The sequence below is a fragment of the Microbacterium sp. LRZ72 genome, assembly GCF_033792225.1.
GTDB lineage: Bacteria > Actinomycetota > Actinomycetes > Actinomycetales > Microbacteriaceae > Microbacterium.
Map to the genome: position 1 here is coordinate 158,471 of NZ_JANGEX010000004.1, position 14,243 is coordinate 172,713.

General features: G+C 72.7%; 12 protein-coding genes. 6 read left to right on the top strand and 6 right to left on the bottom strand.

Annotation, left to right across the window (positions count from 1 at the left end; genetic code table 11):
• The first annotated feature begins 62 nt into the window (after window positions 1-62).
• From M4I32_RS06675 to M4I32_RS06685, 3 genes are read left to right on the top strand one after another with little or no spacing between them, the layout of a single operon-like run.
• A complete protein-coding gene (locus tag M4I32_RS06675) occupies window positions 63-920 on the top strand; it encodes an alpha/beta hydrolase (RefSeq protein WP_319033700.1) in 858 nt (285 codons plus the stop codon).
• Between the two features lie 26 nt (window positions 921-946).
• Window positions 947-1,996, top strand: coding sequence for a biotin/lipoate A/B protein ligase family protein (locus tag M4I32_RS06680; RefSeq protein WP_319033701.1), 1,050 nt, complete (start codon window positions 947-949; stop codon window positions 1,994-1,996).
• Window positions 1,993-2,922: a DNA-methyltransferase gene (locus M4I32_RS06685; protein ID WP_413466792.1), complete on the top strand. Its 930-nt coding sequence runs from the start codon at window positions 1,993-1,995 to the stop codon at window positions 2,920-2,922. Before M4I32_RS06680 ends, M4I32_RS06685 begins: the two co-directional genes overlap by 4 nt.
• On the opposite strand, the gene M4I32_RS06690 is transcribed toward M4I32_RS06685, so the two are convergent.
• The 4 genes from M4I32_RS06690 to galT form a co-directional block, all read right to left on the bottom strand.
• Window positions 2,865-4,394, bottom strand: coding sequence for a carboxylesterase/lipase family protein (locus M4I32_RS06690; RefSeq protein WP_319033702.1), 1,530 nt, complete (start codon window positions 4,392-4,394; stop codon window positions 2,865-2,867). The genes M4I32_RS06685 and M4I32_RS06690 overlap by 58 nt on opposite strands.
• Window positions 4,395-4,608: 214 nt before the next feature.
• Window positions 4,609-5,445: an alpha/beta hydrolase gene (locus M4I32_RS06695; protein ID WP_319033703.1), complete on the bottom strand. Its 837-nt coding sequence runs from the start codon at window positions 5,443-5,445 to the stop codon at window positions 4,609-4,611.
• Window positions 5,446-5,641: 196 nt separating this feature from the next.
• Window positions 5,642-6,826, bottom strand: a complete 1,185-nt coding sequence (gene galK / locus M4I32_RS06700; protein ID WP_319033704.1) for a galactokinase — start codon at window positions 6,824-6,826, stop codon at window positions 5,642-5,644.
• Window positions 6,823-7,917, bottom strand: a complete 1,095-nt coding sequence (gene galT / locus M4I32_RS06705; protein WP_319033762.1) for a galactose-1-phosphate uridylyltransferase — start codon at window positions 7,915-7,917, stop codon at window positions 6,823-6,825. Before galT ends, galK begins: the two co-directional genes overlap by 4 nt.
• Before the next feature lie 199 nt (window positions 7,918-8,116).
• Between galT and M4I32_RS06710 the strand changes: the two genes are divergently transcribed.
• A complete protein-coding gene (locus tag M4I32_RS06710) occupies window positions 8,117-9,127 on the top strand; it encodes a LacI family DNA-binding transcriptional regulator (protein WP_319033705.1) in 1,011 nt (336 codons plus the stop codon).
• A gap of 37 nt (window positions 9,128-9,164) precedes the next feature.
• On the top strand, window positions 9,165-10,304 hold the full coding sequence (locus M4I32_RS06715) for a glycerate kinase (protein ID WP_319033706.1): 1,140 nt from the start codon (window positions 9,165-9,167) through the stop codon (window positions 10,302-10,304).
• A gap of 27 nt (window positions 10,305-10,331) precedes the next feature.
• Here M4I32_RS06715 and pgm read toward each other — a convergent pair whose 3' ends face one another.
• Window positions 10,332-11,972, bottom strand: a complete 1,641-nt coding sequence (pgm, locus tag M4I32_RS06720) for a phosphoglucomutase (alpha-D-glucose-1,6-bisphosphate-dependent) (RefSeq protein WP_319033707.1) — start codon at window positions 11,970-11,972, stop codon at window positions 10,332-10,334.
• 114 nt (window positions 11,973-12,086) lie between these two features.
• Here pgm and pheA point away from each other — a divergent pair, with 114 nt between their 5' ends.
• On the top strand, window positions 12,087-13,046 hold the full coding sequence (gene pheA, locus M4I32_RS06725; RefSeq protein WP_319033708.1) for a prephenate dehydratase: 960 nt from the start codon (window positions 12,087-12,089) through the stop codon (window positions 13,044-13,046).
• Window positions 13,047-13,166: 120 nt separating this feature from the next.
• Here pheA and M4I32_RS06730 read toward each other — a convergent pair whose 3' ends face one another.
• Window positions 13,167-14,228, bottom strand: coding sequence for an LLM class flavin-dependent oxidoreductase (locus M4I32_RS06730; protein ID WP_319033709.1), 1,062 nt, complete (start codon window positions 14,226-14,228; stop codon window positions 13,167-13,169).
• Window positions 14,229-14,243: the final 15 nt, after the last annotated feature.

Sequence of the window (14,243 nt, forward strand, 5' to 3'; positions counted from 1 at the left end):
GCCTAGGTCATTAGCATTGCTAAGCAAACCCTTCGGATGCCACGGCGACCTATGATCGAGCCGTGCCCGAGTTCACCGATGCGCACGGCATCCAGATCGTCTACGACGTCCACCGCGCGCAGGGCGCGGTGCGGGGCATCGTGCAGCTGCTGCACGGCGTGGGCGAGCACGCGGGTCGTTACGGCGAGCTCATCGATGCGCTCACGAGTGCCGGTTTCACCGTGTACGCCGACGACCATCGCGGGCACGGACGCACGGGGATGCGGCAGCACGGGGATGCCGATCGGCTCGGCACGCTGGGCCCGGGCGGGCTGCAGGCCGCGCTGGCGGCGGTGTGGCAGCTGACCGGCATGATCCGCGCCGAGAATCCCGGAGTGCCGATCGTGCTGCTCGGCCACTCGTGGGGGTCGTTCCTCGCGCAGATGCTGCTCGACCGGCATCCGGACGCCTACGACGCCCTCGTGCTCTCGGGGTCGGCCCTGCGCTGGCCGGGTTCGCTCAACGCCGGCGACCTCAACGCCCCGTGGGCCGGGGGCGACCCCACCGGGCTGGCGTGGCTGTCGACCGACCCCGCCGTCGCGGACGAGTTCGCCGCCGACCCCCTGACGACCTCGCGCCCCCTGCTTCGGCTGTTCGGCGTCGTCGACTCCGCCCGCCTGTTCGGGCGCCCGCGCCGCGGGCTGCGCGCGAAGGCCGGGCGAGAGGTGCCGGTGCTGTTGATGGTGGGGCGCGACGACACCGTCGGCGGACCCGTATCGGTGCACCGCCTGGCCCGCGCCTACCGGGAACGGGCGGGCCTCGGCGATGTCACGACCCTGGTCTACCCGGGCATGCGCCACGAGATCTTCAACGAGATCGGGCGCGAACGCGTGCGCGCCGACCTGCTCGCCTGGCTCGACGCCCGCCTGCCGGCTCGCTGACGGTGACGGCGTCCTAGGCTGAATGCATGCACGGCGAGTACAAGGTCCCCGGTGGAAAGCTCGTGGTCGTCGACCTCGACGTGCGGGGCGGGCAGATCGCCGACTTCCGGCTGTCGGGCGATTTCTTCCTCGAGCCGGACACCGCGCTCGAGACGATCGACGCGGCCGTGAACGGACTCGATGAGACCGCCGACGTCAGCGCCATCGCGACCGCCGTCCGCTCGGCACTGCCGCCGGGCACGCAGATGCTCGGCCTGACGCCCGAGGCGATCGGCACGGCGGTGCGCCGCGCTCTGGTCACGGCGCCGGGATGGCGCGATCTGGAATGGGAGGTCGTGCACGACCGGGCCGTCTCGCCGCACATGAACCTCGCCCTGGACGAGGTGCTGACCGGCCGGGTGGGCGACGGCCGACGCCGGCCGACGCTGCGGATGTGGGAGTGGGATTCGTCCGCCGTCGTGATCGGGTCGTTCCAGTCGCTGCGCAACGAGGTCGACCCCGACGGCGCCGCACGGCACGGCTTCGACGTCGTGCGACGCATCTCCGGCGGCGGCGCCATGCTGATGGGGGCGGGGCAGATCATCACGTACTCCCTGTACGTGCCGGCCTCGCTCGTCGCCGGGCTGACGTTCGCCGATTCCTACGCCTTTCTCGACGACTGGGTGCTGCAGGCGCTGCGTTCGCTCGGCGTCGAGGCGACGTATCAGCCGCTGAACGACATCGCGAGTCCCACCGGAAAGATCGGCGGCGCCGCGCAGAAGCGCCTCGCCAACGGGGGCGTGCTCCACCACGCGAAACTCAGCTACGACATCGACGGTCAGATGATGTCGGAGGTGCTGCGGATCGGCCGGGAGAAGCTGTCGGACAAGGGCACGACGTCGGCCGCCAAGCGGGTGGATCCCCTGCGCCGGCAGACCGGGCTGTCGCGGCAGGCCGTGATCGAGCGGTTCCTCGAGACGTTCGGGCGGCTCTACGGGGCGCAGGCCGGGCACATCTCCGAAGAGGAATACGCCGAGGCGGAGGGGCTCGTCGCGAGCAAGTTCGCGACCGACGCGTGGCTGAAGCGCGTGCCGTGAGCGTCGACGACGGGCGAGAGCCCCCGCCATCGGTCGAGATCATCGAGGGGGACAACCTGGCCGCGATGGCATCGATGCCGACGGGAGCATTCACGCTCGCCTACCTCGACCCGCCGTTCAACACGGGGCGCATGCGTGAGCGTACGGTGGCCGGCGACGATGCGGGCACCACGCCGGCGTCGGTGCGCCCCCGCGACATGCAGCGGGGATTCCACGGCCGCGACTACGCGCGGGTGCGCGAGCTGCTGGGGGTCTACGACGACCGGTTCGAGGACTACTGGGGATTCCTCGAACCGCGCCTGCTCGAGGCCTGGCGGCTGCTCGGTGCGGAGGGGACCCTGTACCTGCACCTGGACTACCGCGAGGCGCACTACGCCAAGGTCGCCCTCGACGCCCTCTTCGGGCGCGAGCGGTTCCTGAACGAGATCATCTGGGCCTACGACTACGGTGCCAAGTCGCGGCGACGCTGGCCGACCAAGCACGAGACGATCCTCGTGTACGTCAAGGAGCCCCGCGGGTATCTCTTCGATGCGGATGCGGTCGACCGTGAGCCCTACATGGCGCCGGGGCTGGTCGGCGCCGAGAAGGCGGCGCGCGGCAAGTTGCCGACGGATGTCTGGTGGCACACGATCGTGCCGACGAGCGGGCGCGAGCGCACCGGCTACCCCACGCAGAAGCCGGAGGGGATCCTGCGGCGCATGATCGCGGCATCCACGCGGCCCGGCGACGCCGTGCTCGACCCGTTCGCCGGCAGCGGGACGACGGGGGCCGTCGCGGCTCAGCTCGGCCGCCGCGCGGTGCTTATCGACGCCAACCCCGGCGCGATCGAGGTGATGGGCAGGCGGATGCCGGCGGCCCGGGTCTCTCGTCAGGCGCCGCCGGACGCGGTGCCTGACACGGGGACGAGCGCGGCGGTCGAGGCGTAGGCGTCGTGCATCACGGTAGCCGCGGCGGGGTCCGCGTCGAAGATGCGTGCCGGCCCGGCCGGGCCTTCCGGCGCAGGCGACCACCCTGGCGCCCCCGTCGTGAGGAACGCGACCGCGGCTCGGTGCACGGCGTCGGCCAATGCGCGCGGCGGTGAGGAGCCGGCGATCTCGTCGACGCGCGGCGCCTCGAGCACATCGAAGAGGAACGGCACGTCGAGGCAGTGCAGGGCGATGCCGTGGGTGGGGGAGCGCCAGGTGAAGCGGTAGAGCCAGGTGGCGGCGCGCTCGCCACGCCCGCTCGGTGCCTCGTCGCGGGCCTGCGCGACGGCCGCCGTCGGCGCGCGGAAGATGCGGTCGGTGAGGTACCTGCCCAGCAGCGCGGCGGTGCCGCGACGGTGCACGTCACGGTTCGCGTCGAGGTAGGCGGATGTCTGGGAGCGACCGAGGCCGAGCAGGCGCAGCGCCGGCCGGGCGGGCACGAAGCGCAGCTTCTTCGCAGCGCCTGTGGTGATCATGGTGAACTCGTCGTCGTTCGCGCCCAGCACGAGGGGCTTGTCGGCGCCGACGCCGGCCGCCAGCGAGGCCGGGGTGGGACGCCGGATCAGGTCGCCGTCCACGACCGGACCGTACCCGGAGCCGTCACGGAGCAGCTCGCGGGCGAGGGCGAGACGGCGGATGCCGCGGGCCCGGGGCGCGCGCACCTGGGCCTCGAGGATGCGCTCCTCCGTCACGCTCCGGAACCCGTCCCGGTCGGGCGCGACGCCGAGCTCGCCGGCCAGGCGTGCCGCGGTGGCGCGGGAGCGCTCCTCGGGGATGTCGGCGAGCGCTCCCGACGAGCACCACACCTGCTGGAAGAGGTGCTGTGCCGACGGCATCCCGAGCAGCGTCAGCACGGCCCCGCCGCCCGCGGACTGGCCGGCGATGGTGACGCGAGCGGGGTCGCCCCCGAAGGAAGCGATGTTCTCGCGCACCCATTCGAGGGCGGCGACCCAGTCGCGCACGCCCCGGTTCTGCGGGGCCCCCTCGATCCAGCCGAAACCGTCGAAGCCCAGGCGGTACGACAGCGTCACGGTGACCACGCCGTCGCGGGCGAAGGACGAGCCGTCGTACCAGGGACTCGCCGGCGAACCAGTCGTGTAGCCGCCGCCGTGTATCCACACCCATACCGGCAGGCGGGCGCCGGGGTCGGGAGAGGGCGTGAACACGTTGACGCTCAGCGTGTCGGCGCCGCTCACGGCGGGCTCGGGGATGAGCGTGGTGTCGCCCAGATCCGTGCGCAGCGGCGTGGGCCCGTACGCCGTCGCTTCGCGCACGCCGCTCCAGGGCCGGGGCGGCTCGGGCGCGGCGAACCGCAGTGCTCCGATCGGCGGCTCGGCGTAGGGGATGCCGAGGAACGCGGCGCCGGGGCCGTGCGCGACTCCTCGCACATCACCCTGTCGTGTGCGTGCCTCGGGGCGCTCGCTCATCGTCATGTCTTCCCCTCGCTGCCGTCGCGGCTGTCCGCGCTCCACGTTCGCGTATCGGGGAGCCTTTGCCAAGAGCGCACCCTCAGTGGGTGGGCGGCCCACCCTCCCGTTGCGGCTGCACTTGTCGGCGGCGGCTGCGTCTATATCTGCCGCCCGCGCCGATAAGTGCAGCCCCAAGCGGTGGATGCCGGGAGCACATCGCCCCGGCATCCACCGTCTTTCAGGACTTGAGGAAGGCGAGCAGCTCCTCGTTGACCTCGTCGGCGTGGGTGACCAGCATTCCGTGCGGTGCCCCGGCGATCTCGACGTAGGTGGCCTCGGGCAGCAGCTCGCGAAAGCGGCGGGCCGTCGCGTCGATCGGCAGCACGTTGTCGGACGTGCCGTGCACGATCATGGCGGGCACGTCGATGCTCGGGATGTCGCCGCGAAAGTCGGTCGGCCAGGTGAGGGGCGCCGCGGCGATCGCGGTGTCGCCGGCCTTCTCCGCCACCTGCATGCTCGCATCCACCTGCTCCTGTGTGATGCGGGAGCCCAGGTTCTCGTCGAGGTTGTAGAAGTCCCCGAAGAAGCCGGTGAGAAATGCGTGCCTGTCGTCCGCGACCGCCGCGGCGATCCCGTCGAAGAAGTCCTGCGGCCCCGCGCCGTCGGGATTGTCGTCGGTGACGAGCAGGTACGGCTCGAGCGAGCCGATGAACACGGCGCGGGCGATCCGCTCGCTGCCGTACCGCGACAGGTAGCGCGCGACCTCGCCCGTGCCCATCGAGAAGCCCACCAGCACGGCATCCCGCAGGTCGAGGGCCTCGATGAGCGCGTGCAGGTCGTCGGCGAACGTGTCGTAGTCGTACCCGGTCTCAGCCTTGCTCGAGGAACCGAAGCCGCGCCGGTCGTAGCTGATGACGCGGTAGCCCGCGTCGAGCAGGGCGGCCCCCTGCCGGGCCCACGACTCTCCGTCCAGCGGGAAGCCGTGGATGAGGACCACGGGTTGGCCGGCACCCTCATCCGTGTAGAAGAGCTGGATGTCGGCGGAGCCCTCGGATCCGACGGTGATTCGTCCCATTCGCTTCCCCTTTCGTGCGGTGGCGGATTCGTGCGGTGGCGGATTCGTACGGTGGCGGGCACGATCTGCGCCTACGACCCGACGATAGGCGCGAGCGCCGCGCGGCGCGAGGGGATTGACCTGGCGCGAGGGCTCTTGCGCTCCGGCAGCCCTCGTCCCGTGCGGAAGTCCTCGCGCGGGGCCGGTCCGGCGCCGGCTACGCCTCGCGGCGAGCGCCCGCGGAGGGCACGAGGGGAAAGACCAGCGGCGCGATGAAGCCGCGATCCTCGAATGCGAGGCCCACGGCATCCGTCACCTGCCGGGCCAGGTCGGCGGGGACGAGCGCGATCGCGGCGCCGCCGAAGCCGCCGCCCGTCATGCGGGCGCCGATCGCGCCGGCGGCCAGGGCCGACTCGACGGCCGCATCGAGCTCGGGTACCGAGATCTCGAAGTCGTCGCGCATGGAGGCATGCGAGGCGACGAGCAGCTCGCCGATCGCTCGCGGCCCCCGCTCGCGCAGGGCGCGCACGGTGTCGAGCACCCGCTGGTTCTCGGTGACGATGTGCCGCACGCGACGCAGGGTGACGTCGTCGAGCACACGCTCTGCCCGGGGCAGATCATCGACGCTCAGATCGCGCAGGGCGCCGACCCCCATCCCCGCGGCGCCGGCCTCGCACGACGCCCGCCGTTCGCGATAGCCGCCGTTCGCGTGGGAGTGCTGCACGCGGGTGTCGATGACGAGCAGTTCGAGCCCCGCGGCGGCGAAGCCCAGATCGACGCTCGCGGTCTCGAGCGTGCGGCAGTCCAGAAAGATCGCGGCATCCGCGCGCCCCATGATCGAGGCGACCTGGTCCATGATGCCGGTGGGTGCGCCGACGGCCTCGTTCTCGGCGGCACGGCCGATCCGTGCCAGATCCAGGGGCGACAGGCCGAGTCCCCAGGCGTCGTTCAGGGCGGATGCCGCGGCCCCCTCGATCGCCGCGGAAGACGACAGTCCCGCTCCGACGGGCACGTCGGAGGCGAAGACGATGTCGAGCCCGCACAGCTCGCGCGGGTCGGCGCCCGCGACGCGAAGGGCCGCCCAGGCGACTCCGAGGGGGTAGCGGGCCCACTCGGGGACGCGCTGCCGGTCTGCGGGTGAGTCGAAGAGCGCCGGCACCTCGTCGAGGCGCACGTCGACGGCGTCGTCGGCGAAGGTGGAGGCGACGCGCACGATGCGGTCGGTGCGGCGTCCCAGCGCGGCGTACGTGCGCTGTCCGATCGCCACCGGCAGCACGAACCCATCGTTGTAGTCCGTGTGCTCCCCGATGAGGTTGGCCCGGCCGGGCGCCGACCACACGCCGCCGGGCGCATCATCGGTCAGGTGGGTGAAGGCCGCGACCGCGGCATCCCGGGCCGTCACCCGTGCACCGCCGCACGCAGGCGCTCGGCACTCTGCTCGGGGGGGATGTCGCCGATCCATGCCCCCATCGCCGCCTCGGAGCCCGCGAGGTACTTGAGCTTGTCGGCGGCCCTCCGTGGCGAGGTCAGCTGCAGGTGCAGCCGCGCCGTGTCACGCGCAGCGTGCACGGGAGCCTGGTGCCAGGCGGCGATGTAGGGCGTGGGGGAGTCGTAGAGAGCGTCGATCCCGCGGAGGAGCCGCGGGTAGACGTCGGCGAGTTCGTCCCGCTCCGCCGCCGTCGTCGCGGCCAGATCGGGTGCGTGCCGGCGCGGCGCCAGGTGCACCTCGATGGGCCACCGCGCGGCGAACGGCACATAGGCGATCCAGTGCTCGGCTTCGAGGATCACGCGGGGGCCCGCGGCTTCGAATGCGACGATGCGCTCGAACACGTCGGGCCCTTCGCGCACGATCGCGTCGAGCAGCAGCCGCGTGCGCGGGGTGATGTACGGGTAGGAGTAGATCTGCCCGTGCGGATGGTGCAGGGTCACGCCGATCTGCTCGCCGCGGTTCTCGAACGGGAACACCTGCTGGATGCCGGGCAGTGCCGACAGCGCCGCGGTGCGGTCGGCCCACGCCTCGATGACGGTGCGCACGCGGGTGGGGGGCAGGCTGCCGAGCGACCCCTCGTGCTCGGGCGAGAAGCAGATCACCTCGCAGCGTCCGACGGCGGAGCGGGTGCGCCCCAGCCCGGGAGCGTCGAGGTCGGCGAGATCGTGCGGCGGATCGTCGGCGCGCGGCGCATCGGCGGTCGGGGTGGTGAGCCCCGGGCCGAACGAGGGCGACCTGTTCTCGAAGACGACCACGTCGTACGAGGACGGCACCTCGGAAGGGTTCGATGCGGTCTGGGGCGCGAGTGGGTCGAGGTGAGCGGGCGGCAGGAACGCGCGGTTTTGGCGCCCGGCGGCCACCGAGATCCAGTCGCCCGTCAGCACGTCGCGACGCATCGGGGCGGTCGGCGGCCGGGCGTCGAGCGTGCGGGCGTCGACGCAGCGCTCGGGCGGCAGCGTGGTGTCGGCGTCGTCGTAGTAGATCAGCTCGCGGCCGTCGGCCATGCGGGTCGCGCGGCGCACCACGCCCGCGCCCAGCGCGGCGGGCGTAACGGGGGTCGGGGCGGCGTCGTCGCCATTCCCGGGATGGTCGTCGGCGGGTTCCCCCGCACGGAACTCAGGCATGTTCACGTCAACACGGTATCCGGAGCATCGTGGTAACGTCAACACGCGCGGGGAGACTGAGCTGTGGACGGAGGGTCGGATGACCGAGCGTCGTGTCTCGATGGCCGACGTCGCCGCCGCGGCGCAGGTCTCGGGCCAGACCGTCTCGCGCGTCGTCAACGGCTCGGTGCGGGTCGACCCCGGCACGCGCGCTCGCGTCGAGGCGGCCATGGCCCACCTGGGCTATCGCCCGCACCGCGCCGCACGTGCCCTGCGCACCGGCCGCACGCACACGTTCGGGGTGATCGTGCAGACGCTCGCGACCGTCGGCAACACCCGCATGCTAGAGACGATCGTCGCGGCCGCCGCGCGCAGGGGGTTCGCCGTCGTGGTGGCCAGCCCCGTCGGTTCATCGGGAGCGGATGCCGAGGCGGCCTTCGCCGCCCTCGCCGATCAGGGTGTCGACGGCGCCATCGTCCTCAACGAGGCGACGCCCTCGGCCCTCGCCGCCCGCATCCCTGTGGCGCTGCCGGTCGTCGCACTCGATTCCGGCGGTGACCCGCGCGTCATCTCGGTCGAGTCCGACCACGCCGGCGGCGCCGCGCAGGCGACGCGTCACCTGCTCGCCCACGGCGCCCCGACCGTCCACCATCTCGCCGGACCCGCCGGCTCCTACGCCGCGAACGAGCGCGAGCGCGGCTGGCGCGAGGCGCTGGCCGCCGCCGGTCTCGCGGCGCCCGATGTGCGCCGTGGTGACTGGACCGCGGCATCCGGTTACGACGCCGGGAGGGCGTGGGCCGCGGACGCGGACGTGCGCGCGATCTTCGCCGCGAACGACCAGCTCGCCCTCGGTGTGCTGCGCGCGCTGCACGAGGCCGGTCGCGCGGTGCCCGAAGACGTCGCGGTGGTCGGGTTCGACGACGTGCTCGACGCCGCTGAGTACTGGCCGCCTCTCAGTACCGTGCGACAGGATTTCGCGGCCCTCGGCGAGCAGGCGGTGGCGGCTCTGGTCGAACCGGACGCGCCCCGCTCGCGCACGGTCGTGCCGACGACGCTGGTCGTGCGGGCGAGCAGCGGTTCGATGGCCGGTGCCGCAGACTGGCGGTGGTAACCGCCACGTGCGACGAGAGAGCGAGGAGCACGCCGTCATGCCCGCACCCACCCGTCCCGCACCCGTCGTGGTCGCCCCCGACGCGTTCAAGGGCTCCATCGGCGCCCGCGCCGCCGCCGACGCCCTCGCCGAGGGGTGGCTGAGCGTGCGCCCCGGCGCAGCGATCGAGCGGATGCCGATGGCCGACGGCGGCGAGGGCACGCTCGACGCCTTCGCCGCCGCGATCCCGCAGGCGCAGCGCATGCCGGTGCGGGTGACGGGACCGGAGGACGCGCCGGTCGACGCAACGTGGCTGCTCCTGCCGCCGACGGCCGACGCGCCCGACGGCACCGCGGTGGTCGAGTTGGCGTCGACGTCGGGGATCGAGCTGCTCGGATCGCCGCCCCGGCTGCGTCCCCTCGCCGCACACACGCGAGGTTTCGGCGAGGCGATCCAGGCGGCGCTCGCCCACGGCGTGTCCCGGTTGGTGTGCGCCCTCGGGGGCAGCAGCTCGACGGACGGGGGCGTCGGGCTGCTGAGCGCCCTCGGTGCGCGATTCACCGACTCGTCGGGTGCTCCGGTGCCCGCAGGTGGGCGGGGCCTCGCGGTGATCGCCGAGGCCGACCTCTCGTCGCTCCCGCCGCTGCCGGTCGGCGGCGTCACCGTGCTCGCCGATGTCAGCGCCCCGCTGCTCGGCACCGGCGGCGCCGCACACGTCTTCGCCCCGCAGAAGGGCGCGTCGCCGCTGCAGGTGGCCGCACTCGACGCGGGCCTGGCGGTACTCGCCCAGCGGCTGGGCATCGACCCCGGGCGTCGCGGGGCGGGCGCCGCGGGGGGAGCCGCCTATGGCCTGCTCGCCTGGGGAGCCCGGCTGGTGCCGGGGGCGGATGCCGTGGCCGACCTGATCGGTCTCGACGAGGTCGTGCGCGCGGCATCCATCGTCGTCGCGGGCGAAGGGGCGTTCGACGGCTCATCGGCGGGGGGCAAGGCCGCCGCGCACGTGCACGAGCGCGCGGCATCCGCCGGTGTGCCGGCCGCGCTCGTCGCCGGCCGTATCGCCGCGGATGCGCCCACCGAGGGCTTCGTTGCGACCCTGTCGCTCACGCACCTGGCCGGCTCGGCGGATGCCGCGATGGCGGACCCCGCGCGATGGCTGCGCGAGGCCGGGGCGATACTCGCCCGCACGCTCCCGTCGTGATGCCGGGGCGCGCCGGTCAGCCGCCGGTCAGGCGCCGAGCGCCGCCGAGACCACCGCGCGCGCCTCTTGCTGCACCTGGGCCAGGTGCTCGGGGCCGCGCAGCGACTCGGCGTACAGCTTGTAGACGTCCTCGGTGCCGGAGGGGCGCGCCGCGAACCACGCGTGCTCGGTCTGCACCTTGAGCCCGCCGATCGCCGCGCCGTTGCCGGGCGCGTGCGAGAGCTTGGCGGTGATCGGCTCGCCCGCCAGTTCGGTCGCGGTCACGGCATCCGGCGCCAGTTTCGCCAGGGTCGCCTTCTGCTCGGGCGTCGCCGGCGCGTCGACCCGCTGGTAGGCCGAGGCGCCGAACTGCTCCTCGAGTTCGGCGTAGCGCTGCGAGGGGGTCTTGCCCGTCACGGCGAGGATCTCGGCTGCGAGCAGGCAGAGGATGATGCCGTCTTTGTCGGTCGTCCAGACCCCGCCGTCCATGCGCAGGAACGACGCGCCCGCCGACTCCTCGCCGCCGAAGGCCACCGAGCCGTCGAGCAGGCCGGGAACGAACCACTTGAAGCCGACGGGCACCTCGAGCAGGCGCCGTCCGAGCGCCTCGGTCACCCGGTCGATGATCATCGACGACACGAGGGTCTTGCCCACGGCGGCGTCCACGGGCCAGCCCGGCCGGTGCGAGAACAGGTAGTCGATCGCCACGGCGAGAAAGTGGTTGGGGTTCATCAGGCCGGCATCGGGGGTCACGATGCCGTGCCGGTCGGCGTCGGCGTCGTTGCCCGTGAGGATGTCGTACTCGTCACGGCGCGCCACGAGCGAGGCCATCGCGCTCGGCGAGGACGGATCCATGCGGATCTTCTCGTCCCAGTCGAGCGTCATGAACTTCCAGGTCGGGTCGACGTCGGGGTTCACGACCTCGAGGTTCAGCCCGTACATCTCGCCGATCAGGGCCCAGTAGTCCACCGACGCTCCGCCGAGGGGATCGGCGCCGATGCGCACGCCGGCTTCGCGGATCGCCTCCAGGTCGATGATGGCGGCGAGGTCCCGCACGTACTCCTCGCGGAAGTCGTACTGGCCGAGGGTCTCCAGCACGATGTCGGCGTGCCGCACGCGGTAGACGCCGACGAGGTCGGCCGCGATCAGGTCGTTCGCCCGCTTGGCGATCCAGCTCGTCGCGTCGGTGTCGGCCGGGCCCCCGTGCGGCGGGTTGTACTTGAAGCCGCCGTCGCGGGGCGGGTTGTGGCTGGGGGTCACCACGATGCCGTCGGCGCGGTTCGGGTCGGCGGCATCCAGGTCGCGGTTGTAGGCGAGGATCGCGTGGCTGAGGGCGGGGGTCGGCACCCACTCGTCGCGGGAGTCGATGCGCACGTCGATGTGGTTGGCGACGAGCACCTCGACGGCCGTGCGCTCGGCGGGCCGCGAGAGCCCGTGGGTGTCGCGACCGAGGAACAGCGGACCGGTGATGCCCTGCTCACGGCGGTAGTCGACGATCGCCTGCGTCGTGGCGAGGATGTGGTCCTCGTTGAAGCTCGTCGTCAGCGACGAGCCGCGGTGGCCGCTGGTGCCGAACGCGACGCGCTGCTCGGGCACGGCGGCATCCGGCTTGCTGTCATAGTAGGCGGCGATCAGTGCATCGATGTCGACCAGGTCGGATGCTTCGGCGGGCTGTCCTGCGCGGCTCATCCTCTTAGTCTGCCTCGCCCTGACCCCGATGTCCCACCTTTCCATCCCAAGACGGGCCATGCGCTGTAAAGGTGGGACATCAACGGGGCGCGGGGCGGCGATAGGCTGGTGTTCATGCCGTCGGATGCCGCGATGCCCGAGCCCCGCACGTACAGCTACCTCGGGCCGGCGGGGACCTTCACCGAGGCCGCGCTGGCGCAGGTGCCCGAAGCGCGCGGGCAGCGGTGGCGTCCGGTGCGCAACATCGGCGAGGCGCTCGCGGATGTGGTCGAGGGCCGTTCGCACGCGGCGATGATCGCGATCGAGAACTCGGTCGACGGTGGGGTGTCGACGGCGCAGGACGCGCTCGCCACCGTGCCCGGGCTGCGGATCATCGGCGAGTACCTCGTGCCCGTCAACTTCGTGCTCGTGGGGCTGCCGGGCACAACGCTCGACGAGGTGCGCACGGTCGCGGCCCATCCCGTCGCCTACGGTCAGTGCCTGCGGTGGCTGACGTCGGCGCTGCCGGGTCACGCGCATCTTCCCGCCGCGAGCAACGTCGCGAGCGCCGTCGGGTTGCTCGATGGGACCAGCGCCGCGGATGCCGCCGTCTCGCCGCCGACGATCGTCGAGCATCACGAGCTCGACGTGCTCGCCGAGAACATCGGCGACAACCCGAACGCGGTGACGCGGTTCGTGCTGGTCGGGCGCACGGTCGCGCCGGCGCCGCCGACCGGTGCCGACAAGACCTCGCTCATCGTCGAGCTGCCCGAGGACCACCCGGGCGCCCTGCTCGAGCTGCTGGAGCAGTTCGCCACGCGCGGCATCAACCTGTCGCTGCTCGCCTCACGCCCCATCGGCGATTCGCTCGGTCGCTACCGCTTCGTCATCGACGCGGACGGCCATGTGAAGGACGAGCGGATGGCGGATGCGCTGCTGGGGCTGCGCCGTTTCAGCCCCAAGGTCATCTTCCTGGGCTCGTACCCGCGCGCCGATCGCAGCGTGGTGCGCTACCCCGATCGCTACTCCGACGACGTCTTCGTCGAGGCCCGCGACTGGCTGCGCGGCCTGCTCAGCGGCGAACCCGAGTCGTAGGTTTCTCCCCGCGCCCCGCCCCCGCCGGGTCGCCAGGAAGTGTCGCCTGGGTCGCGCGGAGGCTACGTTTTCTGGCGAGCGATGCCGGGGGTGCGGCATCGGATCGCAGGACGGATGCCGTCAGCCGACGCGCGCCGAGACCCCGGCGGTGACGAGCTCGAGCGTCTGGATGCGGCCGGTCGCGGCATCCATGGGCTCCGCGTCGTACGCCCCCGCGACGGGCGAGAGCATCACCTCGTCGACCCCGTGCCTGGCGGCGAACGCCGTGAGCTCGTCGGCGACGGAATCGCCGGTGCCGACGAACCACCGTTGCCGGGCCGAGGCGACGAACGATTCGGCCAGGGGGTCCATTGGCGCCGACTGCGCCTGCTCGATCGACTCGAGCGCGGTCAGCGGCTTGTTCGTGCGCAGGCGCGCCATCATCCGCAGCTGAGGCAGCGCCCGGGCCTCGGCCTCGTCGGCGGTCGGCGCGGCGACGACGTTCACCGTCAGGAACGTGCGCGGCTCGGGATGCGTCTCGCTCGGCCGGTACTGATCGCGGTAGAGCGAGAGTGCGCGCTCGAGGCCCTCGCCAGAGAAGTGGTTCGCGAACACGTACGGCAGCCCGAGCGTGGCCGCCAGCTGCGCGGAGTAGTCGCTCGATCCGAGCAGCCACACCTCCGGCGCGCCGGTCGCGGCTGGTGTCGCGTGCACGTCGTAGGTGCCCCCGCTGGTGAACCGCACCGTCGCGCCCTCGGGCGAAGCCATCGCCACGATGTCGCGCACGTGGTCGGGAAAGCGATCCACGTCGCTCGTCGTGCCCGACTGCCGGAGCAGCTGCGTGATGACGGGATCGCTGCCCGGCGCGCGGCCGAGCCCGAGGTCGATGCGCCCGGGTGCGAGCGCTTCGAGCGCCGCGAACTGCTCGGCGACGATCAGCGGCGAGTGGTTGGGCAGCATCACCCCGCCCGAGCCGACGCGGATGCGGGAGGTGCGGGTCGCGGCGGCGGCCACCAGCACGGGCGGGGTCGTCGAGGCGACCGCCGGCATGTTGTGGTGCTCGGCGAACCAGTAGCGGCGGTATCCGAGCTCGTCGGCGCGCTGGGCGACGTCGAGGGATGCCGTGACGGCCTGCGAGCTGGTCTGCGCGTGCCGCACGGGTACGAGGTCGAGTACCGACAGAGCGGGGGCGGGTGTGTTCATCGTGGGATGCAACGC